23 protein-coding genes are annotated in these 23,030 nt (G+C 66.9%); 15 read left to right on the top strand and 8 right to left on the bottom strand.

Annotation, left to right across the window (positions count from 1 at the left end; translation table 11 throughout):
* Positions 1 to 951: copper resistance protein B (locus FFS35_RS02605; protein WP_349290314.1), on the top strand; the 951-nt coding region annotated here is incomplete at its 5' end.
* A gap of 43 nt (positions 952 to 994) precedes the next feature.
* Here the strand turns inward: FFS35_RS02605 and gyrB are convergent.
* Positions 995 to 3,487 (bottom strand): DNA topoisomerase (ATP-hydrolyzing) subunit B, encoded by a 2,493-nt coding sequence (gene gyrB / locus FFS35_RS02600; protein ID WP_137785528.1) that lies wholly within the window; start codon positions 3,485 to 3,487, stop codon positions 995 to 997.
* Positions 3,488 to 3,541: 54 nt separating this feature from the next.
* Here gyrB and FFS35_RS02595 point away from each other — a divergent pair, with 54 nt between their 5' ends.
* Together FFS35_RS02595 and FFS35_RS02590 are read left to right on the top strand one after the other, a co-directional pair.
* A complete protein-coding gene (locus tag FFS35_RS02595; RefSeq protein ID WP_137785527.1) occupies positions 3,542 to 3,958 on the top strand; it encodes a nuclear transport factor 2 family protein in 417 nt (138 codons plus the stop codon).
* Positions 3,959 to 4,145: 187 nt separating this feature from the next.
* Positions 4,146 to 4,790 carry a choice-of-anchor C family protein gene (locus FFS35_RS02590; RefSeq protein ID WP_137785578.1) on the top strand — a complete coding sequence of 215 codons (645 nt, stop codon included), beginning with the start codon at positions 4,146 to 4,148 and terminating at the stop codon, positions 4,788 to 4,790.
* A gap of 20 nt (positions 4,791 to 4,810) precedes the next feature.
* Here FFS35_RS02590 and FFS35_RS02585 read toward each other — a convergent pair whose 3' ends face one another.
* The 5 genes from FFS35_RS02585 to FFS35_RS02565 all read right to left on the bottom strand — a co-directional run bounded on the left by FFS35_RS02585 (position 4,811) and on the right by FFS35_RS02565 (position 10,520).
* Complete coding sequence (locus tag FFS35_RS02585) at positions 4,811 to 6,115, bottom strand: MFS transporter (RefSeq protein ID WP_137785526.1); 1,305 nt, start codon at positions 6,113 to 6,115, stop codon at positions 4,811 to 4,813.
* 45 nt (positions 6,116 to 6,160) lie between these two features.
* Positions 6,161 to 7,204 (bottom strand): DNA replication/repair protein RecF, encoded by a 1,044-nt coding sequence (recF, locus tag FFS35_RS02580; protein WP_137785577.1) that lies wholly within the window; start codon positions 7,202 to 7,204, stop codon positions 6,161 to 6,163.
* Between the two features lie 146 nt (positions 7,205 to 7,350).
* Positions 7,351 to 8,157, bottom strand: coding sequence for a Coq4 family protein (locus FFS35_RS02575; protein ID WP_137785525.1), 807 nt, complete (start codon positions 8,155 to 8,157; stop codon positions 7,351 to 7,353).
* A gap of 102 nt (positions 8,158 to 8,259) precedes the next feature.
* The gene (locus tag FFS35_RS02570; protein ID WP_137785524.1) at positions 8,260 to 9,255 is read right to left on the bottom strand and encodes an aldo/keto reductase; all 996 of its coding nucleotides are present in this window, start codon (positions 9,253 to 9,255) and stop codon (positions 8,260 to 8,262) included.
* Positions 9,252 to 10,520, bottom strand: coding sequence for a cation:dicarboxylase symporter family transporter (locus FFS35_RS02565; RefSeq protein ID WP_137785523.1), 1,269 nt, complete (start codon positions 10,518 to 10,520; stop codon positions 9,252 to 9,254). Before FFS35_RS02565 ends, FFS35_RS02570 begins: the two co-directional genes overlap by 4 nt.
* Before the next feature lie 82 nt (positions 10,521 to 10,602).
* On the opposite strand from FFS35_RS02565, the gene glmM reads away from it, so the two are divergent.
* Positions 10,603 to 11,955, top strand: a complete 1,353-nt coding sequence (glmM, locus tag FFS35_RS02560) for a phosphoglucosamine mutase (protein ID WP_137785522.1) — start codon at positions 10,603 to 10,605, stop codon at positions 11,953 to 11,955.
* Between the two features lie 125 nt (positions 11,956 to 12,080).
* Here glmM and FFS35_RS02555 read toward each other — a convergent pair whose 3' ends face one another.
* Positions 12,081 to 13,352: an amidohydrolase family protein gene (locus FFS35_RS02555; RefSeq protein WP_137785521.1), complete on the bottom strand. Its 1,272-nt coding sequence runs from the start codon at positions 13,350 to 13,352 to the stop codon at positions 12,081 to 12,083.
* Positions 13,353 to 13,390: 38 nt separating this feature from the next.
* On the opposite strand from FFS35_RS02555, the gene FFS35_RS02550 reads away from it, so the two are divergent.
* The 7 genes from FFS35_RS02550 (at position 13,391) to FFS35_RS02520 (ending at position 19,394) form a co-directional block, all read left to right on the top strand.
* Positions 13,391 to 13,615, top strand: coding sequence for a DUF1272 domain-containing protein (locus FFS35_RS02550; protein ID WP_137785520.1), 225 nt, complete (start codon positions 13,391 to 13,393; stop codon positions 13,613 to 13,615).
* Between the two features lie 5 nt (positions 13,616 to 13,620).
* A complete protein-coding gene (gene thiD / locus FFS35_RS02545) occupies positions 13,621 to 14,793 on the top strand; it encodes a bifunctional hydroxymethylpyrimidine kinase/phosphomethylpyrimidine kinase (RefSeq protein WP_137785519.1) in 1,173 nt (390 codons plus the stop codon).
* A complete protein-coding gene (locus FFS35_RS02540; RefSeq protein WP_137785518.1) occupies positions 14,781 to 15,389 on the top strand; it encodes a ribonuclease HII in 609 nt (202 codons plus the stop codon). Before thiD ends, FFS35_RS02540 begins: the two co-directional genes overlap by 13 nt.
* A 190-nt stretch (positions 15,390 to 15,579) precedes the next feature.
* Positions 15,580 to 16,710, top strand: coding sequence for a site-specific DNA-methyltransferase (locus FFS35_RS02535; protein ID WP_137785517.1), 1,131 nt, complete (start codon positions 15,580 to 15,582; stop codon positions 16,708 to 16,710).
* A gap of 15 nt (positions 16,711 to 16,725) precedes the next feature.
* On the top strand, positions 16,726 to 17,772 hold the full coding sequence (gene folP, locus FFS35_RS02530) for a dihydropteroate synthase (protein ID WP_249341411.1): 1,047 nt from the start codon (positions 16,726 to 16,728) through the stop codon (positions 17,770 to 17,772).
* A 36-nt stretch (positions 17,773 to 17,808) separates the two neighbouring features.
* A complete protein-coding gene (locus tag FFS35_RS02525) occupies positions 17,809 to 18,693 on the top strand; it encodes a bestrophin family ion channel (protein WP_137785516.1) in 885 nt (294 codons plus the stop codon).
* Positions 18,694 to 18,698: 5 nt separating this feature from the next.
* The gene (locus tag FFS35_RS02520; RefSeq protein ID WP_137785515.1) at positions 18,699 to 19,394 is read left to right on the top strand and encodes an HAD family hydrolase; all 696 of its coding nucleotides are present in this window, start codon (positions 18,699 to 18,701) and stop codon (positions 19,392 to 19,394) included.
* A gap of 21 nt (positions 19,395 to 19,415) precedes the next feature.
* On the opposite strand, the gene FFS35_RS02515 is transcribed toward FFS35_RS02520, so the two are convergent.
* Positions 19,416 to 20,837 (bottom strand): sigma-54 dependent transcriptional regulator, encoded by a 1,422-nt coding sequence (locus tag FFS35_RS02515; protein ID WP_137785514.1) that lies wholly within the window; start codon positions 20,835 to 20,837, stop codon positions 19,416 to 19,418.
* A 212-nt stretch (positions 20,838 to 21,049) separates the two neighbouring features.
* Here FFS35_RS02515 and FFS35_RS02510 point away from each other — a divergent pair, with 212 nt between their 5' ends.
* Genes FFS35_RS02510 through FFS35_RS02495 form a run of 4 tightly spaced genes read left to right on the top strand, consistent with a single transcriptional unit; the run spans position 21,050 to position 22,968 of the window.
* The gene (locus tag FFS35_RS02510) at positions 21,050 to 21,175 is read left to right on the top strand and encodes an aa3-type cytochrome c oxidase subunit IV (protein ID WP_137785513.1); all 126 of its coding nucleotides are present in this window, start codon (positions 21,050 to 21,052) and stop codon (positions 21,173 to 21,175) included.
* A gap of 5 nt (positions 21,176 to 21,180) precedes the next feature.
* Entirely contained in the window at positions 21,181 to 22,302 is a 1,122-nt protein-coding gene (locus tag FFS35_RS02505; protein ID WP_137785512.1) for an NAD(P) transhydrogenase subunit alpha, read from the top strand.
* Positions 22,299 to 22,664, top strand: a complete 366-nt coding sequence (locus tag FFS35_RS02500) for a hypothetical protein (protein WP_137785511.1) — start codon at positions 22,299 to 22,301, stop codon at positions 22,662 to 22,664. Before FFS35_RS02505 ends, FFS35_RS02500 begins: the two co-directional genes overlap by 4 nt.
* Positions 22,665 to 22,668: 4 nt before the next feature.
* Positions 22,669 to 22,968, top strand: coding sequence for an NAD(P) transhydrogenase subunit alpha (locus tag FFS35_RS02495; protein ID WP_137785510.1), 300 nt, complete (start codon positions 22,669 to 22,671; stop codon positions 22,966 to 22,968).
* Positions 22,969 to 23,030: the final 62 nt, after the last annotated feature.

Below are 23,030 nucleotides of genomic sequence, written 5' to 3'. Positions count from 1 at the left end.
GTCGCCGCATCGGCCTGCCCCCCGGAACATGCCGCGATGGGGCATTGCAAGGCGGCTCCCGATCCGCACGCCGCGCATGGGATGTCTGCGCCTGCGATCCTGTCCGGCGATGCGCAATGCCCGCCCGAGCATGCGGCGATGGGGCATTGTACCCGCGCCGCCTCCCCCGCGCCCGCCAGCATGCAGCAACCGGTCGGCACCGCGCAGCCCGCCGGAAACGCGCCGCCGCCGCCCGCGCCGGTCGCTGATTACGCCGATCGGTTCTGGGGCGCGGATGCCATGGCCGCGTCGCGCGCCGCGCTGCGCCGGGACCATGGCGGCATGACCTTTTCGCAGGTGATGATCGATCTTGCCGAGGCGCGGATCGGCGCCGGCCCGAGCGGCTATCGCTGGAGCGGGGAGGGCTGGTTCGGCGGCGATATCGACCGGCTCGTCATCAAGAGCGAGGGCGGCGGCGCGTTTGCCGGCCGGCTCGACGAGGGAGAGGTGCAGGCGCTCTACAGCCGCGCGATCGGCCCGTATTTCAACGTTCAGGGGGGCGCGCGCCAGGATTTCCGCGCGGCGGCGCCGCGCACCTATGCCACGATCGGCGTAGAGGGTCTGGCGCCTTACTGGTTTCAGGTGGATGCCATGGCGTTTCTTTCCACAAGGGGAGAGTTGAGCGCCCGCATCGGCGGCTATTACGACCAGCGGCTAACGCAGCGTCTTATCCTCCAGCCTCGCGCCGAGTTGAACTTCGCCGCGCAGGATATTCCCGCCGCCGCCATCGGTGCCGGATTGAGCGAGGCGGAACTGGGCCTCCGGCTGCGTTATGAGATAGAGCGCGAATTCGCCCCTTATGTCGGCGTCTCGTGGCGGCGGCGCATCGGCCGCACCGCCGATTTTGCGCGCGCCGATGGCGACCGCACCGGCGGCGCGGCGCTGGTATTGGGCGTCCGCACCTGGTTTTGACGGGCGATTGCGCGCAGGCGGGATGACCGCCCCGCGCCGATCGTCACACGTCCAGATTGGCGACCGAGAGGGCATTCTCCTGAATGAACTCGCGGCGCGGCTCCACCACGTCTCCCATCAAACGGGTGAAGATTTCGTCCGCCACATCCGCCTGGTCGATCGCCACCCTGAGCAACGATCGATTGGTGGGATCGAGCGTGGTTTCCCAAAGCTGTTCGGGGTTCATCTCGCCCAGCCCTTTGTAACGCTGGATCGACAGACCCTTGCGGCCAACCGCCAGTATTGCCTCGAGCAGTTGCGAGGGACGCGCGACAAGCGATTCGCCCTTGCCGATCGCGGTCGCCTGTTCGCCCTCGTCATCCCCGACGGGCGTGTCGGCAGCGTCTTCGGTGGCGGCCGCGCCCTTGAGCGGCACGAGCTTGGCCGCGTCGGTGAAGGCTTCTGCCTGTTCGGCGGCGAGCGAGTGCAGTTTGCGCGCCTCGGCCGAGCTGACGAACGCCGCCTCGACGATATGGTGATCGGTCACCCCGCGCCACAGCCGCTCGAAATGGATGCTGCCATCCTCTGTCAGCCGTGCTGTCCAGCCCGCCTCGCGATCACCGGATTCGAGCCGCCGGGTAACCTCCACCACCGCCGCCTCGCGTCGCGCGCGATCGAGATCGGGATTGAGCGCGCCGGACATCGCCAGCGCCTCGATGATGACTGGATCATACCGACGGGGGACGTAGCGCATCACCGTGCGCATGCGCCGCGCATGTTCGACCAGCGCCGTGAGATCCTGCCCGGAACGCGCGCCAGCGCTGGTTTCAAGCACCATCGCGGCGACCCCGGCCTCGACCAGATAATCGTCGAGCGCCTTCTCGTCTTTCAGGTACACTTCGGACCGGCCACGCGTCGCCTTATAGAGCGGTGGCTGGGCGATATAGAGATGCCCGCGCTCGATCAGCTCGGGCATCTGCCGGTAAAAGAAGGTGAGCAGCAGCGTGCGGATATGCGCGCCGTCCACGTCGGCGTCGGTCATGATGACGATCTTGTGGTAGCGCAGCTTGTCCGCGTTGAATTCGTCGCGGCCGATGCCGGTGCCCATCGCCTGAATCAGCGTGCCGATCTCGCGGCTGCCCAGCATCCGGTCAAAACGCGCGCGCTCGACATTCAGGATCTTGCCGCGCAACGGCAGGATCGCCTGGAAGTGCCGGTCGCGCCCCTGCTTGGCGGAGCCGCCAGCCGAATCGCCCTCGACGATGAACAGCTCGGACTTGGCCGGATCCTTCTCCTGGCAGTCGGCCAGCTTGCCCGGCAGGCTGGCGATACCCATCACCGACTTGCGGCTCGCCTCGCGCGCTTTCCGCGCGGCTTCGCGCGCGGCGGCCGCATCGATCACCTTCTGCACGATCTGGCGCGCGTTCTGCGGATTTTCCTCCAGCCAGTCGCTCATCTTGTCGGCGAGCAGGCTTTCCAGCGGCTGGCGCACCTCGGAACTGACCAGCTTGTCCTTGGTCTGCGACGAGAACTTGGGGTCCGGCAACTTTACCGAGACAATCGCCGTCAGCCCTTCGCGCATGTCGTCGCCGGTCAGGCTCACCTTCTCCTTCTTCAGGATGCCGGATTTGTCGGCATAGGCGTTGAGCGTGCGCGTCAGTGCGGAGCGGAACGCGGCGAGATGGGTGCCGCCGTCACGCTGCGGGATGTTGTTGGTGAAGCACAGGACGTTTTCGTAATAACTGTCGTTCCATTCCAGCGCGACATCGATGCCGATATCGTCGCGCTGACCGCTGATCGCGATCGGCTCCGGAAACAGCGGCGCCTTGTTGCGATCGAGCCACTTCACGAAGGCGGCGATCCCGCCCTCATAGTAAAGCTCGATCGTCCGGGGCTCCTCATGGCGCGCATCTGTGAGGAACAGCCGCACACCCGAATTGAGGAACGCCAGCTCGCGATAGCGATGCTCCAGCTTCTCGAAATCGAATTCGGTGATCTTGAACGTGGCGGGGCTGGGCAGGAAGGTGACGCGCGTCCCCTTCTTTCCCTCCGCCTTGCCGACGACCTTGAGCGGCGCGACCGCATCGCCGAAGGCGAAGCGCATGTAATGCTCCTCCCCGTCCCGCCAGATCGTGAGATCGAGCCACTCGGACAGTGCGTTGACCACGCTGACGCCCACGCCGTGGAGCCCGCCCGACACTTTGTAGGCATTGTCGTCGGACGTATTCTCGAATTTGCCGCCGGCGTGGAGCTGGGTCATGATGACTTCGGCCGCAGACACACCCTCCTCGGGATGGATTCCGGTCGGGATGCCGCGGCCGTTATCGGTCACCGAGACGGAGCCGTCGGCGTTCAACGCGATGTCGATCCGGTCGCAATGGCCGGCGAGCGCCTCGTCGATCGCGTTATCGGAAACCTCGAACACCATATGGTGGAGGCCCGAGCCATCATCGGTGTCGCCGATATACATGCCGGGACGCTTGCGTACCGCGTCGAGGCCCTTCAGCACCTTGATCGAGGAGGCGCCGTAATCATTCGCATTCTGGGGTTCTGCCATGCCGATTATATAGGCATGACGTGGCCGCAACGAAAGCGAAATGGAGGAGAGACGATGGGCGCTACCATTACGGCGATTCTGCTTGCCGCAGCCGCCCCGCTCCCGGCGGACCTGGCCGAGGCGGTACGGGCGTATGATGCGGCACAGGTGAAGGGCGATCGCATCGCGCTGGAGCGGTTGCTGGCGGACGATTACACGCTGGTGAACTCCGGCGGGGCGATCGAGACCAGGGCGGAGCTGATCCGCGATTACACCGCGCCCGGCTTCACGCTCGAGCCTTTCACCGTCGAGCAGCCGATCGAAAAGGTCTGGGCGAACGGCGCGGTGATGGGCGGAGTGGCGCTGCTGCGCGGCACGGACAGCGGAAAAAGATACGAGGCCCGCCTGCGCTTCGCCGATGTCTGGGCCAAGCGTGATGGCCGGTGGCAGGTTATCTATACCCAGGCATCACGCGTCATGGGCGCGAAATGATGCTGTTCGGGAACGATCAATGGCAATCCGCGGATGAAGCGAGCGATTTTTGCGATGGTGCGGTGCAACAATAATCTTAATGCCACGTTTACCGTGCTAGTCAGCGACTGTCAGTTCGCTGGCACATCGTCGAAAGTTCCGATGAATATGTGGCTCGGTTCGGTCGGCACAGTAAGGGGTTTCGACCATGCGTAATATTCTTCTCGCCGCCGCTGCCGGATCGGCGTTCATGCTCCCGGGTGCAGCCAGCGCGGCCGCGTTCATCAACGGCAGTTTCGAGAACGGCATAAGCCCCGTTTCGTTCACCACCGTCTCGGGTGGCGACACGACGTCGATCACGGGCTGGACGGTGACCGGCGACAGCGTCGATTATATCGGCAATTACTGGACGGCGCAGGACGGCAGCCGCAGCGTCGATCTCGATGGCAACGGGCAGGGCGGTATCGCGCAGACGTTCGATACGGTCGCGGGCACAAAGTACAGCGTCAGCTTCTGGCTTGCCGGCAATCCCGATGGCGCACCTGTTTCCAAGACCGTCCAGGTAGGCGCGACTGGCAATGCCAGCACCGACTATACGTTCGATACGACTGGCCACGACAGGGCGAACCTGGGCTGGGCGCAATATACCTATAACTTTGTTGCAAGCGGCGCTTCGACAACCTTGTCGTTCGCGTCGCAGACGCCGGGCGCCTATGGCCCGGTTCTCGACAATGTCGCGATCACGGCGGCAGGTGTGCCGGAACCGGCGACCTGGGGCCTGATGATCCTCGGCTTCGCGGCGGTCGGCGGGGTGATGCGCCGCCGGGGCGCGACGCAGGCCGCCGCCGCCTGATCTGGCGGGACGACCGCTTTCTACGACGCCGTCGTCGGTTTGATACCGGCGGCGGCGTCTCCGTATCCGGCGCGCCCGCGGCCGTGGGTGGGCCGATCGGTCAGTGTCAGGAACAATAGCGCCGCACTGCCCATTGCCCCCGCCGCGACGCACAGCGCGATCGTGTAGTCGCCGGTCGAATCATGCAGGCGCCCGAACATGACGATCCCGCCGGCGGTGCCGAACAGCGCCATCGTCAGTAGTGTACCGTATGTCTCGCCATAGGCGCGCAGCCCGAAAAGCCGCGCGGTGAGATAGGGCAGGAGATCGTTCTCCGCCCCGTACATCAGCATCGCGAAGAAGACGGACGCCACCAGCGCCCCCGTTCCCGGGATCGGCATCAGCAGCGCCGCGAAGGCCATCGCCGACACACCTGCGAATGCGGCCGCCGTCCGTTGCGCCGGAAAACGATCGACAAGCAGCCCCATCGCCAGCCGCCCGACGATCTGCGCCGCGCCGAAGCTCGTGACAAGCAGCGCCGCCTCGTCGAGCCGAAGGCCGTTGTCGATACCGAACGGCACCAGTTGCGTGACCAGCCCGACGCTTGCCACATTGATGAGCGCCGCCGCCCCGCCGAGCCGCCAGAATCGTGGATCGCGGCGCGCTTCCGCTCCGCTCATGCCGCCAACCACGATTTCCGGCATATTGTTATCGGGAACGGGAACGCGCTCCGGCTGGTGGGTGGCCGCGCCGCGCAGCAGCAGCAAGACCAGCGGCAATCCGACAAACGCCGCCAGCCCTGCCAGCGCGAGAAACCCCGCGCGCCAGCCATGAGACGCGATGACCGCGGCGATCACCGGTGAAAACACAAGGGTGGTGATCGAGATTCCGGACGTCGCCACACCCAGCGCGATCCCGCGATGGCGAACGAACCGCGGGGCGATAATGCGGCCATAGACGACCGAGCTGGTGCCCGCGATGCTGAGCGCGGCGACAAAGACTAATAGCTGGTACGTCCACAGCGCGCCGTTCGTGGCCGCGATGCCGCACAGCCCGCCGGAGAGCACCAGCGTGGCCGCCACGATTACCGGGCGTGGGCCGAACCGATCCGCCTGCCGCCCGATCAGCGGAACCAGCAGCGCGCCAAACAGGCCGATACCGGCGGCAGTGGCGATATCGCCGCGTGACCAGCCGAACGCGGCAGTCAGGCTGGGTGTGAACAGGCTGGAGAGATTCTGCATCAGCCCCGGGCCGAAGCCGATGCCGATCATCGCCGCCAGCACGATGCGCCAGCCCCCGCGCCATTCGCCACGATGCGCCGCAGTCTCCAGTTGATCCCGCTCCATCACGCCAGCGTAGCGCGCAGGGCGAACGGGTAAACCCCTCGCTCGTCAGGATAGCGCGATCCGCGTCGCGTGGGACGGCACGTCGGCGAAAAGCGCCGGTTCGGTGCCGGTCATCCATACCTGCCCGCGCCCGGCGAGCCGCGCGAAGAGCGCGCCGCGGCGGCCCGGATCGAGATGCGCGGCCACCTCGTCCAGCAGCAGCACCGGGGGTGTGCCGGTGCGCCCGGTGACCAGCTCGGCATGGGCGAGGATGATGCCGAGCATCAGCGCTTTCTGCTCGCCGGTGGACGCGAGCGCGGCGGGGCGATCCTTTTCGAGATGCCGCACGGCGAGATCGACGCGATGCGGCCCGGCCAGCGTCCGTCCGGCGGCGGCGTCGCGCGCGCGCCCCGCGCGGAGTTGTTCCGACAAAGCCGCGTCATCCCCGCTCCATCCTTCGAGCGCCAGCCCGGCGCGCGGAAAATCGCCCGGTGGCTGCGCCGCGAGTTTCTCGGCCAGCGCGGCGACTGTTTCGCGCCGCACCCTGTCGATCGCCGCGCCGTGCTCCGCCATGCGACGTTCCAGCGCGCCGAGCCATTCGGCGTCCGGCCGCTCTTCCGCGAGCAGGCGATTACGGCTGCGCATCGCGGCATCGTAGCGCGTGGCGTGGGTCGCATGGCCGGGAAACAGCGCCAGCGCGAGCCGATCGAGGAACTGGCGCCGTCCAGCGGCCGGTTCGGCGAACAATCGGTCCATCGCCGGGGTCAGCCAGAGGATCGAAAGGCGCTCGGCCAAGGCGTTCGCGGTCGCTGCCGCGCCGTTGATCCGCACGACGCGGCGCTCGGGCGCACTTGTCAGCGTGCCGGTTGCGAGCTCCGTCCCGTCCGCGATCGTAGCGGCGACGCCGAATCCGCCGTCGCCGTCTGCGCGCGCCATCTCGCCCAGCGCGGCGCGGCGCAGACCCCGCCCCGGCGCGAGCAGCGACACCGCCTCCAGCACGTTGGTCTTGCCTGCGCCATTTGGCCCGGTCAGCACGATGAACCCGCGCGTGGGCACCAGCGCCAGGGCATCGTGGTTACGGAAATCGGTAAGGACGAGCCGATCGAGCATCGCAGCAGCCATAGGCGCTGTTTCAGGGGCGACACCAGCCCGCCCGCGCACACCACGCAGTGTCGATGGAGGGGCGGCGCGCCAAGGGATCACGACGCGCCGTGGCCCCCCCTCCATCCTCTCTCCCCGGGGAGAGGGAGCCGGTTTCAGGCGGCGAGCTGCTGCGGCGCGGGTGTCGCCGCCTCAGGTTGCTCGCGGCGGTTGCTGAGATAGGAGGCCATCTCCGGCCCCAGCACCCGCTGTGCCTCGAGATAGATTTCTGGTTTGCGGATACCGAGGCGTTGCCGCGCGGATTCGAGCGGCTCGTGCAGCAGCGTGAGATAATCCTCGCCGGAAATCCATTTTGCCGCGCGGCCATTGCGATAGCCTTCCCAGACGGCCTTCGCGAACAGCGTGCCCTTGGTGACGCGCATGCTCTTGAGCGCGGCGGCCGTGCCGATGAACGCCCACCCGAGGCCGCCGACCTGTGCGTAGCTGAATGCCACCAGCGCCGCTTCGCCCAGGCTCTCGTCCGCTTTATAGCCGGTCATCACGTGCCAGATGTCATGCGTGTCGCGGATCCGCCGGCCGAACCAGGCATAAGGATGCGCCAGATCCTCCATGGCCGAACCTTCGCGGCTGACCTCCGCAAGGCCATCGGCGGAATAGCCGGTGGATTCCAGGAACTCGCGATAGGCGGCGCCGACGGTTCCCGGTGCGAACTGGCTGGCGAACCCCGGCTGCGAGAAGACCTGGGCCAGCTCCACCTGGTCATAGGCGATCCGCCCGCCGTTTTCGGTGGCGATCAGGCGCGCATAGCCGTTTGCGGCATCGCTCACGTTGAGTGCGCGCATGATACGAAAAACCTGCACCGTATCGTCGCCGTTGTTGAGCAGCTTGCGGATCGCGTCGAACGCGGTGCGCCAGTCGCGGCGCCCGGTGGTGCCCGGAAACGGAGGGAGGGTAGCGGCCATCGAATCGCTCCTTACTGACACACATGTCAATAAGGGTTGTTCACATCCTTGTCAATAAGCTGCCGATGTCGAGGATGGGCTAGGCGCTATCCTGACGGCAGATCAGATCCGCGTCATCGCCATCATCCGCTCATGGTAGCGTGGCCCCGCCGTGCCGCCACGCGGCGCCACGGCCTCAAGCCGCGCCAGATCATCGCTGCCAAGCGTCAGATCCGCAGCGGCGACCGAATCCTCCAGCGTCGCGCGTCGCTTCGATCCGGGGATCGGCACGATATCGGGCCCCTGCGCCGCCAACCACGCCAGCGCGACCTGCGCCGGGCTTGCGCCGTGCGCGGCCGCGATCTCCTTCGCGACATCGACGATCTTGAGGTTCGCGGCGAAATTCTCTTCGGAATAGCGCGGATCGTTGAGGCGATAATCGCCCTCCTCCAGATCCGCGCGCGACGTGATCTGGCCGGTGAGAAAGCCGCGCCCGAGCGGGCTGTAAGGCACCAGCGCGATGCCCAGATCGCGGCAAGTGGGAAGGATATCCTCCTCGATATCGCGCTCCCACAGCGAATATTCGCTTTGCAGCGCGGCGATCGGATGGGTGGCGGCTGCGCGCCGGATCGTATTGCTGCCCGCTTCGGACAGGCCGATGTGGCGGATCTTTCCTTCCGACTTCAGATCCGCCAGCGTGCCGATGACGTCCTCGATCGGCACGTTCGGATCGACGCGGTGCTGATAATAGAGATCGATCGCCTCGATACCGAGCCGCCCCAGCGACGCCTCGCACGCCCGGCGGATGTTCGACGGCTGCGAATCGACCGCGAAATCGCCCTTCGGACCCATCAGGCCGAACTTGGTGGCGATCACCAGCCCATCGCGCCTGCCCTTGATCGCCCGGCCGAGCAGTTCCTCGTTGGTGAAAGGGCCATAGACCTCGGCCGTGTCGAAGAAGGTCACGCCCAGCTCGATCGCGCGATGGATGGTGGCGATGCTCTCCACGTCGTCGGCGTGGCCATAGTTGATCCGCCCGCCCGCCTTGCTCGCCATGGGCATGCAGCCGATGCCGATCGCCGATACCTTCAGTCCCTCACCCAATGTGCGATATTTCATGCTTCGATTCCTTCGACGAGCGTGTCCGCCTCATCCTCCGCCACGCGCTGGCCGCGCGCCAGCGTAATCGTGGTGGCAAGATCCCACATGACGTTGCCGAGCGTGCGTACAATGTCCGGCATGGTCTCCACCGCGACCAGCAGCCCGAGCGGTGCGACCGGCGCCCCAAGCGTCGCGCACACCGGCGAGATCGCACCGACGAAGCTGACTGTGCCGGGCAGGCTGACCGAGCCGAGCGAGGTCAACATCGCCACCAGCGCCCCCGCCGCGAGCGTGGTGGCGTGAAGCGGTACGCCGAACCAGGTGGCGACATAGATCGCCACCGCGAAGTTCATCGCCGGCCCGGTCGCGCGCAGGATCGCCACCGCGAGCGGCAGGGTGACGCCGGCGGTCGCCACCGGCACGCCCATCGCGCGCGAGCTTGCCAGCATCGCCGGCAGCGAGGCGAGCGAGGATTGGGTGGAGATCGCCACCGCCTGCGTCGACAGCCCGGCGCGGATATAATGGCCGAGCCCCACGCGCCCGCCGAACATCGCCAGCGGATAGGCGAACAGCGACACCACCAGCCCCACTGCCGAGACGATCAGGATGTAATGGACCAGTGCGTGGAACGCACCGCCGCCCGCCTTCGCGCCGACGACGAGCGCGAGCGCGAATACGCCGACCGGGCCGATCCACAGCACCCAGCCGATCACCACCAGCATCGCATCGCGGATTGCGGAAAAGAAGCGCGTCAGCAACTCGCGCAACCCCGCATCGATCCGCATCAGCGCGAAGGCGAAGATCAGCGCGAACACGATCATCGACAGGAAGTTGCTGTCCGCCGAGGCCTTCAGCACGTTGGCGGGGATGATCCCGGCGAGGAAGGCGCCGACGGGCGGCACCGGCGGAATGGCTTCGGCACCGGCCAGCGCGCGCCGCAGCGCGGCGGCGGATTCGATCGGCAGCGGGGCGATGTGCAGGAACAGCGGGGTGAGGAACGCGGCCGCGACGGCCGACGCGGCCATCACGACAAGGTAAAGCCCCACTGCGCGGCCGGCGAGGCGGCCGGCCTGTGCCGCCTCCGCCGTCGCCGCGACGCCGGTCACGAGCAGCGAGAAGACCAGCGGCACGATCGTCATCTGCAGGCCGTTGAGCCACGCCTGGCCGATCGGCCCGGCGACCGAGGTGACCGGATCGACCGCCTGTGGCGCATATCCCGCGATCATGATTCCGATGATGATGCCGGCGATCAGCGCCAGCAGAATTCGGGTGGATGGCGACATCATTGTCCTTTGGCTCGCCCTTTCGATCGCGCGACGCTATCAGCCACGGGCAATGCGCGAATAGGGTAGGCGGACGCAGGCGATGGCAAGAAAATATTTCGGCACCGACGGAATTCGTGGCCTCACCAATATCTCGCCGATGACAGCGGCGATGGCGATGAAGGTGGGAATGGCGGCCGGCACCTACTTCCAGCGCGGCGACCATCGTCACCGCGTGCTGATCGGCAAGGACACGCGGCTTTCCGGCTATATGCTCGAATCCGCGCTGGTTGCAGGTTTCACCAGCGTCGGCATGGACGTGGTGATGACAGGGCCGATGCCCACCCCTGCGGTTGCGATGCTGACACAATCGATGCGCGCCGATCTGGGCGTGATGATCTCCGCCAGCCACAATCCCTTCGCCGACAATGGCATCAAACTGTTCGGCCCCGACGGCTACAAGCTGTCGGACGAGGCGGAAAAGGAGATCGAGGCGCTGATCGACGGCGTGGATGGCGACGCGGTATCGCTGGCGCCAGCCGCGCAGATCGGCCGCGCGCGGCGGATCGACGATGCGCAGGGTCGGTACATCCATTTCGCCAAATCGACCTTCCCCAACGACCTGCGGCTGGACGGGATGAAGGTGGTGATCGATTGTGCCAATGGCGCCGCCTATCAGGTCGCGCCCGCCGCGCTGTGGGAGCTTGGCGCGGAGATCGTGCCGATCGGCGTGTCGCCCAACGGTCGCAACATCAACGACGGGGTGGGATCGACCGCGCCGCAGACCTTGTCCGAAACGGTGGTCGCCAGCGGCGCCGCGATCGGCATCGCGCTGGATGGCGATGCGGACCGGCTGATCGTGGTGGACGAAACCGGCGCGGTCGTGGACGGGGATCAGCTCATGGCGACGATCGCGACCAGCTACGCCCGGCGCGGGCAGCTGGCAGGCGGTGGTCTGGTCGCGACGATCATGTCGAACCTGGGACTTGAGCGCCACCTCGCCGCGCAGGGGCTGGGGCTGGTGCGAACCGGGGTCGGCGACCGCTATGTGCTGGAGGCGATGCGCGCGCGCGGCTACAATGTCGGCGGCGAGCAATCCGGCCATATCATCCTGTCTGACCATGGCACCACCGGCGACGGGCTGGTCGCCGCGCTCCAGATCCTCGCCGAGGTGCAGCGGGCGGGCGCGCCCGCGAGCGAGGTGCTCCACCGCTTCGATCCCTTGCCGCAACTGTTGAAGAACGTCCGCTTCGAACGCGGGGCAAAGCCGCTGGAGGTGGCCTCGGTAAAGGAAGCGATCGCGGCCGCCGAAGCCGAGCTGGACGGCCGTGGCCGCCTCGTCATCCGCGCCTCCGGCACCGAGCCGGTGATCCGCGTCATGGCCGAGGGTGAAGACCGCGCGCATGTCGAAGCGGTGGTGGACCGGGTGTGCGAGGCGGTGAAGGCCGTGGCATGAGCGCGCAACGAGGCAGGGCGTAAGGCGGGGCTCGAACGAAATTGTCGCATAGTCGCGCAAACCCGTCGACCGGCGGGCACGTGCTCGATCATCGATATGTGCTGAAACGGAGCGACGCCGGTCCGCTATCGGATCACTTCTCCCCCTTTCATCACGTGCGCCACCTTTTCGAGTACCCGCACGTCGCCCAGCGGATCGCCGGACACCGCCACCATATCGGCGTGATGCCCCGCTGACAGCGCGCCGACATCCGCGCTTTTCCCCAGCAGCGCCGCCGACACGACGGTCGCGGACTGGATCGCCTGCATGGGTGTCATCCCGTAGCGGACCATATAGGAGAATTGCCGGGCGTTGAGGCCGTGCGGATAGACGCCGGCGTCGGTGCCGAACGACAGCTTCACGCCCAGCTTCACCGCCTTGGCGAACGCCTGGCGCTGCGCCTCGGTCGTCTCGCGGTTCTTCCGGAGATATTCGGCGGGCCAGCCATTCTTCGTGCCCTGCGCGTCGATCCAGTCGCCGTCATAGATGTCCATGTCGAGCCATACGCCCATGTCCCGCGCCATGCGCAGCCCCTCGTCGTCGATCAGGCTGGCGTGTTCGATCGATCGCGCGCCGGCGCGGATCGCGGCCTTTACGCCCTCGGCGCCATGCGCGTGGGCGATGCAATAGCTGCCGCGCCGCTTCGCCGCGTCGCAGGCGGCCTTCATCTCCTCGGGCGTCAGTTCGAGCGCGCCGGGCGTGGAGCCTACCGCCAGCACCGCGCCGGTCGCGATCATCTTGATGAAATCCGCCCCGCGCCCGAGCAGCAGATCCGTGGCGTTGCGCGCGTCGTCGGCGGAGCGGACATAGCCGAGCCGCATCTCGTCCGGCACCGGCACATCGGGCGCAGCACCCGTCACCGCGCCGCCGCCGTTCGGAATCGTGAGATAGGCGCCCGCCACCACCATGCGCGGGCCGATCACGTCGCCCGCCTCGATCGCGTCGCGCAGCGCCACGTCTGAAAGGCCGCGGAACACGCCCACATCGCGCACCGTGGTGAACCCCGCCTCCAGCGTCTCGCGCGCCCGTCGCGCGCCTTTCAGCACGGTGGCGGCGGCGGAATGGTGGAGCGCCTCGGCCGGATCGCCGCTGTCGGCATAGCCGTCCGCGATGTGCGTATGGCAATCGATCAGCCCGGGCAGCACGGTCAGCGCGGACCAGTCGGTCACCGCCGCGCCAGGCGGGGGGGCAGTCCAGGGGCCGACCGCGGTGACGCGCCCGTCGGTGATGTCGATGCGCTGATCGGTCAGTACCCGGCCATGTTCGGTATCGATCAGACGGCCGGCGTGGACATAGCGCGTCTCCGCCTGCGCGCCGGACGCCGTCGCCAGCGCCAGCATCCACATGAACGTCCGCATGCTTGTATCCCCTCTGCTCGCCGCACTATGACCGCATCATGCTCGAGATGCGCCCCGATTGCGAACGCTGCGGCGTCGATTTGCCTGCTGACGAGGGCGGTGCCTTCATCTGCTCGTTCGAATGCACTTTCTGCGCCGATTGCGCCGACCGGCTGGACGAGCGCTGCCCCAATTGCGGCGGCGAGCTGCTCGATCGCCCCGCCCGGGTCGGCGCTGCGCTGCGCAAGCATCCCGCCGCCACGCAGCGCCACTTCAAGGGTTGAGCGCGGTGACGTCGCGCGTGCTGATCGTCGCCGGTTCGGATTCGGGGGGCGGGGCGGGAATCCAGGCGGACATCCGCACGGTGACGATGCTCGGCGGCCATCCGATGACGGCGCTGACGGCGCTCACGGCGCAGAATACGCGTGGGGTGCATGCTGTCCACGCGGTGCCGCCCGCGTTCGTCGTGCAGCAGATGGCGTGCGTGGTCGACGATATCGGGGTGGACGCGATCAAGATCGGCATGATCGGTGGCCCGGATACGGTGGAGGCCGTGGCCGACGAGCTATCGTCCGCGCGGTGCCGGGTGCCGATCGTGTTCGATCCGGTGATGGTGGCGACGAGCGGCGCGGTGCTCGCGGATGATCGCACGATCGCGGCGATGGAGCGGCTGGCGAGGCTTGCCACGGTCGTCACGCCCAATCTGCCCGAATTGGCGGCGCTGACTGGCGACGACGCCGCCGATCCCGTCGCCGCGGCGCTCGCCTATGCCCGCAGGCTGCAAACGCATGTGCTGGTCAAGGGCGGGCATGGCGAGGGCGAGGAGATTTCCGACCGGCTGATCGGGCCGGGCGGCGAGGTCGCGCGCTGGTCTGCCCCGCGCATCGACACACAGCACACCCACGGCACCGGCTGCACGCTTTCCAGCGCGATCGCCGAGGGGCTGGGGCGGGGGTTGCCGCTGCACGATGCGATTGCCCGCGCGCGGATTTTCGTGCGCATCGCGCTGCGCGAGGCGCCGGGGTTCGGCGGGGGTCATGGGCCGATGGGGCACCACAAGGTGCGTCTCGACCTGGATGTGGGCGGCGCGACACCCAATCAGATCACGCTGCCCGCAAAGGATCATGAGGCGAGCCTCGCATTCTATCGCGCGCTCGGGCTGAAGCCGATCGTCGACAGCGCGGGCCGCTATGCCCGATTCGAGAGCGCGGGTGGCGCCACCTTGTCGATCGAGGCGGCTGCCGAAATCGATGGCTGCCCGATCGTTTTCCTGGAAGTCGCGGACCTTGGCGCCGCGGTTGGCGCGGCGCGTGCGCACGGAATTACGGTCACCGACCCGATCGATCAGCCGTGGGGCTGGCGCGAGGCGCGGCTTGCCGATCCCGCCGGCAACGCGCTCTGCCTCTACACCGCTGGCGAGAATCGCCGCTTCCCGCCATGGCGCCTGCCATGCCCGGATTGAAGCATGAGCGGCTTTGCCTGCCTCCTGTTGCGGGGGTGGACGAGGCGGGGCGCGGTCCACTCGCTGGGCCAGTGGTCGCCGCCGCCGTGGTGCTGCCGGCGAAGGGGGTGCCGCGGGGAATCGACGATTCGAAGAAGCTCTCGGCCATCGCGCGGGCGGCGCTGTTCGCGCGGATCACCGACTGCGCGATCGTCGGCATCGGCGTGATCGAGCCGCAAGAGATCGATACGCTCAATATCCACTGGGCGACGATGAAGGCGATGACGCTTGCGGTGGATCAGGTGACGGCGTTGATCGGCCATGTGCCGGGCCATGTTCTCGTCGATGGCAATCGTCTGCCGCGATGGGATTATGCTTCGACGGCGCTGGTGGGCGGCGATGCGTTGTCGGTGTCGATCGCCGCCGCGTCGATCGTCGCGAAGCACACGCGCGACGCAATCATGATTCGCCATCACGAATCATATCCGCATTACGGCTGGGCCTCGAACAAGGGCTATGGCAGCGCCGCGCACTTGCGCGGATTGCGCGAGTTCGGGCCGTCGCCGCTGCATCGCCGAAGTTTTTCGCCGGTCGCGCAGGCGGTTCTGGCGCTGTGAGTCTTTCGCGTCACACCGCGACATATTGAGTCAAGCGCGCGGGGCGGGACTCAACATCTACGAGCGGGCACGAAATGTTCCGCTTCGTTAACGACTTATCAACCCGCCTCGTCAACCATGCCGTTAACCAATGATTGCTTGACGGATTCCACCTGCTTCGCGCTTCTGGCGCTTCACGAAGGGGGCACGCATGGGGGTTATCGAGAAGGTCCGGGCGAAGCGCGGGCGCGCCGACGAGGCGGCGGTCCTGCCGCTCGACCAGATCCTCATGGGGGATTGCATCGCGACGATGAAATCGCTGCCGGCCGGATCGGTGGACATGATCTTCGCCGATCCCCCCTATAACCTGCAACTCGGCGGCGAGCTTTTCCGCCCCGACGGCAGCCATGTCGATGCCGTCACCGACGATTGGGACAAGTTCGATACCTTCGCGGCCTATGACGCGTTCACCCGCGCCTGGCTGGCGGAGGCACACCGCATCCTCAAGGATGACGGCACGATCTGGGTGATCGGCAGCTACCACAATATCTTTCGCGTCGGCACGGCGGTGCAGGATCTGGGATACTGGATCCTCAACGACATCATCTGGCGCAAATCCAATCCGATGCCCAATTTCCGCGGCACGCGATTCACCAACGCGCATGAAACGCTGATCTGGGCGTCGAAGGGCGAGAAGGCGAAATATACCTTCAACTATCGCAGCATGAAGACGCTCAACGACGAGCTTCAGATGCGGTCCGACTGGGAGTTTCCGATCTGCGGCGGCGGGGAGCGGCTAAAGAAGAAGGACGGGCAGAAGGTTCACCCGACGCAGAAGCCGGAGGCGTTGCTCTATCGCCTGTTGCTCGCCTGCACGAAGCCGGGCGACGTGGTGCTCGATCCGTTCTTCGGCACCGGCACGACCGGCGCGGTGGCTAAGCGACTCGGGCGGCGCTGGATCGGGATCGAGCGCGAAGCGGCCTATTGCGCGGCGGCGATCGAGCGCATCACCGATGCGCTGCCGCTCGACGAATCGGCACTGTCGACGATGCAATCGCCCAAGCAGCAGCCCAAGGTGGCGTTCGGCGTGGTGGTGGAGAACGGCCTGCTGCCGGCGGGCAGCGTCATCACCGACGCGAAGCGCCGTTTCCGCGCCACGGTGCGCGCCGATGGCAGTTTGGCGAGCGACTGCGGGGCGATCGGATCGATCCACAAGCTCGGCGCGACATTGCAGGGCGCGCCGGCGTGCAACGGCTGGACCTTCTGGCATTATGAGGACCAAGGCGTGCTGAAGCCGATCGATGCCGTCCGGCAGACCTATCTGCTGGCGACACAGATCTGAGCCACCTTGTCCGGCCTGCATCTCCGCCCGGTCCATTTCGTCGACACGCCTGTCGGCTTGCCGGAAGGCAGCGTCGCGCGGCTCGCGGGAGGCATGCTGTGGTTCGCTGCCTATGAGGTGCGCGAAGGCGCTGCACGGCGGATCGTGCCGCTGTCGGAAATCGCGGGCCTGGGCGCGCGCGCGCACCTGCTGCACGAGCGGATCATTGCGTCTCGGCCGCCGCTGACGCTGGGCGAACGGACGCTTCGGTTCGACCAGCCGGTCGTTGCAGGCATCCTGAACGTCACGCCGGACAGTTTCTCCGACGGCGGCGCGCATGCCGACGATCCGGTCGGCGCGGCGGCTGCGGGGACCGACATGCTCGCCGCCGGTGCGGCGCTGATCGATCTTGGCGGCGAATCGACTCGTCCCGGCGCGCCGCTTGTCTGGGAAGGCGACGAGGCGAAGCGGGTTGCGCCGGTGGCCGCGCAACTGGCGGCGGCGGGCGGGCTCGTTTCGATTGATACGCGCAAGGCGCCGGTGATGGAGGCGGCGCTCGCCGCCGGCGCGCGGATCGTCAACGATGTGTCCGCCCTGCTCTGGGACGAGCGATCTTCCGACGTGGTCGCGCGGGCCGGCTGCCCGGTGATCCTGATGCACTCGCCCGATCCGAAGGCGGGGCCGCATGGCGGCGTGGGATATGCCGATGTCGTGGGCGAGGTGTTCGAGTGGCTCGACGCGCGGATCGAGGCGGCAGTGACAGCCGGGATCGATCGCGCCCGCATCATCGTCGATCCCGGCATAGGCTTCGGAAAATCGCTCGCAGACAATCTCGCGCTCATCAACAATCTTGCGCTTTTCCATGGGCTTGGATGCCCGATCATGCTCGGGGTGAGTCGCAAGCGGATGATCGGCGCGCTATCTAACGAGGCGCCGGTGGGCGAGCGCCTGGGCGGCTCGGTCGCGCTGGCGGTGAAAGGTGCGGATGCGGGTGTGCAGATTCTGCGCGTTCATGATGTGGCGGAAACGGTACAGGCGCTGCGCGTCTGGCGCGGGCTGCGGGATCGTGCGCTCGTCGGCTGACGCATCGTTATTCGCGCACGAGCGTTGCTGCGCGCGATGATCGTTTCACCCGCCCCCCGCTTCAGCCGGCTCCTCCACGAAGTATGGCGCCCGCTCGCCATATTGTTCGTGTGGGACGTAGCCGTAACCATTGTCTATTTCGTGCTGCCGTTTCGCGCCCCGTCGCTGCCGCTCACCCTGTTCGGCTCGGCGCTCGCGCTGTTCCTGGGGTTTCGCAGCAACTCCGCCTACCAACGCTGGTGGGAGGGGCGCGTATTGTGGGGCGCGATGATAAACGCCTCGCGCAGCCTTTCGCGCCAGGCGCGAAATTTCCTGAACTTTCCCGAGGCGCATGATTTGCGACGGACGATCGTCTTGCGCCAGCTGGCCTATGTCAACGCGCTGCGCTGCCAGCTTCGTCGCCAGCCGGTCGATGGCGAAGTATTGCGCTTTCTGTCGAAGGGAGAGGCGGAGCCGGCGCTGGCGCGCGTGAATATCGCCAACGGGCTGCTCGACGGCACCGGGCGGCGGATTGACGACGCCCGGCGGCGTGGCTGGATCGACACGATCCTGCAATCGCGGCTGGAGGCGACGTTGGTGGATATCGCCAATGCGCAGGGCGGAATGGAGCGACTGAAGAACACGCCGCTGCCGACCCAGTATCGCTTCATGCCGACATTGTTCGCGCATGTATTCTGCGTCCTGCTGCCGATCGGGCTGGTCGAATCGCTCGGTTTCGCAACGCCGCTGGGATCAACCGTGGCCGGTCTGATGTTCCTCGCCGTGCTCAGGATCGGCGACGATCTGGTCGATCCGTTCTCGAATACGGTGCACGACGTGCCGCTTTCCGCCATGTGTCGCACGATAGAGATCGACCTGCTCCAGTCACTGGGAGATGAGGCGCCGGCGCCCCTTGCGCCCGAGCGCGGTATCCTCTGGTAACGCTGATGACCGTCGATCTGATCTGCCTGGATGCGGACGATACGCTCTGGCACAACATGCGCTTCTTCGCCGCGGCTGAAGAAGCGCTGATGGCCATGCTCGCCCCGTTCGCTGACGCCGGGATCGCGCGCGAGACGATGGCGGCGGTGGAGCGGCGCAACCTTGAACTCTATGGTTATGGCGCGAAGAGTTTTACGCTTTCGATGATCGAGGTTGCGCTCGAGCTTGGCGGCGAGGCGCTGCCGATCGCGGCGGTGCGCGAGATTCTGGCGGCGGGGCGCGCACTGCTCGCCCACCCGGTCGAACTGTTCGACGGGATCGAGGAGACGCTGGAGCGGTTGGCGGCGCGCGGGCGGCTGGTGCTGGTGACCAAGGGCGATCTTCTGCACCAGGAAATGAAGCTAGCCGCCTCCGGGCTTGGCAGCCGCTTCTCCGCGATCGAGATTGTCAGCGACAAGACGCCGGATACGTTTCGCCGCCTGTTCGCGCGGCATGATGCGCGGCCCGAACGCTGCGTCATGGCGGGCGATTCGATGCGCTCCGATGTATTGCCGGCGCTTGCGGCCGGGGCATGGGCGGCGTTCATCCCGCAGGCGGGCGGATGGGCGCACGAAGCGGCCGCGCCGCCGGACGACCGCGCCCGCTTCACCACGTTGCAGCGGCTTGGCGATCTCCCGCGCTGGATCGACAGCATCGCTTGAACAGGCCGCGCATCGGCAATGCTACGCCGCGTTGTCGATCCCGAGTTCCACCAGTTTGCGGTACAGGGTCGAGCGCCCGATCCCCAGGCGGCGCGCCACCTCTGTCATGCGCCCGCGATAGTGGCCGATCGCGAGCCGGATCACGTCCGCCTCGATTTCTTCCAGCGCGCGCATGTGTCCGTCAGCGCGAAACAATGTGACGCCGCCGGAAGTCGCCATCCGCTGTGCGGCCGGCACGGCATCCCGCCGGCCCGCAAGCGCCGCTATCTGCGGGAAATCGCCGCGCGTCAGCGCATCGCCTTCACAGACCACCGCGGCGCGGAAGAGCGCGTTCTGAAGCTGGCGGACATTGGCCGGCCAGTCATATTCGACCAGCAGCGAGAGCGCATCATCGGTGATGCCAAGCTGGCGCAGCCCCGGCTGGCGCGCGATCCGCGCCAGCAGATGCCGCGCGAGCGCGGGGATATCGCCGGTCCGCTCGCGCAGCGGCGGGATCGTCACCTGCACGGCACTGAGACGGAAGAAGAGATCCTCGCGGAACCGCCCTGCCTCCACCTCTTCGCTCAACTTCCGGTTCGTCGCCGCGATCACGCGCACGTCCACCTCGCGCGCGTGGCGCGCGCCGATCGGCTGCACTTCCCCGGTCTGGAGCACACGCAGCAGCTTTACCTGGGCCTCCATCGGCAACTCGCCGATCTCGTCGAGAAAGATCGTGCCGCCGTCGGCATCGATGAACTTGCCGACCTTGCGATCGAACGCGCCGGTGAAGGCACCCTGCTCGTGCCCGAACAGTTCGCTTTCGATGAGATTGGCCGACATCGCGCCGCAATCGACCGTTATCATCGGTTTGCGCCCGCGCGGCGATGCGGCGTGCACGGCTTCGGCGACCACTTCCTTGCCGACGCCGCTCTCGCCCTCGATCAGCACGGCGACGCGTGCACGTGCCGCCTTGGCGGCGATCGCGAGCGCGGCGCGGAAATCGGGCGCGGAGCCGACGATTTCGTCGAAGCCGAGCATTGCCGGGATCTTCTCCGTCAGCGGCCGCAACTCACCGGCGTCGGTGCCGGCGACCGCGGCCTCCAATGCCGTAAGCAGCCGCTCCGGCGCGAGCGGCTTGACGAGAAAATCGGTCGCCCCGGCGCGCATCGCCTCCACAGCGTGTGAAACGGAACCGTCGGTAGCGGTCACCAGCACCGGCAGCGCGGGGCGGCGCGCGCGAATCTCGCCGATCAGGATGCCGGCGGAATCGTCGGTGCCGCGCTGATCGAGCACGATCGCGTCGAGCTGCATGCCATCCTGGGTGCCGAGCGTCGCGAGTGCCATCTCCGCATCGTCCGCGAATATCGTGCGCCAGCCGCCACGCGCGGCGAGAGTCGCCACCAGGCGGCGCTGGCCGGGCTCGTCGTCAATCAGCATCAGCAGCCGTTGGCCGTTACGCGTCATTCCATTGATCCATTCCGATACGGCGGGGACGGATTCGGCTGATAGGACAGGATGGGTAAAAGGCGGCTTAAGCACCCGGCCCGGTGCTTCGGAACGGAATCGAGCGACGGTTGTGTGTCCGCGCTACGCACCGTCGCAGCAACCGGTCGGGCTTGAGGCGCGAGGCAAGCGTCGATAAGGAGCGAGACGAATCAGGGGAGCGAGAGGACGCCATGGCCGAAAAGTCAGAAATCAAGGCGCACATCGCGACCTATAACAGCGTCATCGAACTGCTGAAATGGGGCTCGGTCGGCGTGGCGTTGATCGCCGCGCTGGTGATCTGGCTTATCTACCGCTGACCGGCATGAAGATCGCCGTCCTCAAAGAAACCGTGGATGGCGAAAGGCGCGTCGCCGCCACGCCCGAAACGGTCAGGAAATTTATCGCGCTTGGCGCGGAAGTCTCGGTCGAGCACGCAGCCGGCGCGGCTGCGGACTTCGGCGACCAGGGATATATAGACGCTGGCGCGACGCTGGCTGACCGGGCAGGCGTGGTTTCCGGCGCGGATATCCTGCTGGGCGTGCAAGGCCCCGATCCGGCGAGCATCACAGGAGTGAAGCAGGGCGCATGGCTCGCCGCCGGACTGAACCCGTTCGGCGAACGCGCGCGGGTCGATGCCTATGCGGCGGCCGGGATAGAGGCGCTGGCGATGGAATTCATGCCGCGCATCACGCGCGCGCAATCGATGGACATCCTCTCGTCCCAGTCGAACCTGGCCGGCTACAAGGCGGTGCTTGACGCGGCCGCCGAATACGGGCGCGCCTTTCCGATGATGATGACGGCGGCGGGCACGATCACCGCCGCGAAGGCATTCGTCATGGGCGTCGGCGTGGCGGGGCTTCAGGCGATCGCCACCGCGCGCCGGCTGGGTGCGCAGGTTTCCGCCACTGACGTGCGGTCCGCGACGAAGGAGCAGATTCAGTCGCTCGGAGCAAAGCCGATCTTCGTCGAGAATGTCGCCGGTATCGAAGGCGAGGGATCGGGGGGATATGCCACCGAGATGTCGCCCGAATATCAGAAGGCGCAGGCCGAGCTGGTATCGGCGCACATCGCCAAGCAGGATATCGTCATCACCACCGCGCTGATCCCCGGCCGCGCCGCGCCGCGCCTGATTTCGGACGCGCAGATCGCGACGATGAAGCCGGGCAGCGTGATCGTCGATCTCGCGGTGGAGCAGGGCGGCAATGTCGAGGGGGCGGTGGCCGGCCAGGTCGTGGAGCGGCATGGCGTTAAAATCGTCGGGCATCGCAACGTGCCGTCGCGCCTCGCGGCGGACGCATCCGCGCTGTTCGCCCGAAACCTCTACAATTTCCTCTCCGCCTTCTGGGATAAGGAGCAGGGCCGCCCGATCCTCGATGAGGAAATCGGTGATGCGGTGCGGCTGACCAGGGACGGCAAGGTGGTCAATGCGAGGTTGCTCGGATGATCCTCGCGCTTCTGCTTGCCGTTGCTGCGCCGGCGGCGGCCGATCGGCGGCCGGTGGACGTTCGCGCAACCGGCGAGGGCGTGCTGACGCAAAAGCTGTCCGACGCGCTGATCGCCAGCCTGGGCAATGCCAAGCGGCTGCGCGCGGCTGGCGGGGATGACAAGCCAGGGCTCTCGCTCGTCATCCTCGGTGACGTCGCCGAAAAGGGTGACCGCTTCGACTATATGGTCGACCTGGTCGAGCCGGGCAGCAACCTGTCTTCGCGGCGGATCGCCTCGATGAGCGGCACGTGCCGCAACGCGCAGGTCGCGAAGTGTGCGGCGGACATCGTCGCCAGGGCCGAGCGCAAGGTGAGGAGTTAATCCCGTGGATTTCATCGCGATCCTGTCGATCTTCGTGCTGGCATGTTTCGTCGGCTATTATGTGGTGTGGTCGGTCACGCCTGCGCTGCACACGCCGCTGATGGCGGTGACGAACGCGATCTCCTCGGTCATCATCGTGGGTGCGCTGATCGCTTCGGCGGCGACCGGCAGCGCCAGTTCGAAATGGCTCGGGCTGATCGCGGTGACGCTGGCGAGCGTCAATATCTTCGGCGGCTTTGCCGTCACCGCGCGGATGCTGGCGATGTACAAGAAGAAGGACCGGCCGGCGGCCGCCAAGCACTGACGCTTGCATCACCCCGGCGAAGGCCGGGATCGTCCGGCGTGATGACGTAATCTAACCCCGGC

Source organism: Sphingomonas sp. 3P27F8 (genome assembly GCF_005502745.1).
In the GTDB taxonomy this organism is placed as follows: Bacteria; Pseudomonadota; Alphaproteobacteria; order Sphingomonadales; family Sphingomonadaceae; genus Sphingomonas.
The sequence above is the reverse complement of the archived record's forward strand: the minus strand, read 5'-3'. Positions and strand labels throughout refer to the sequence as shown.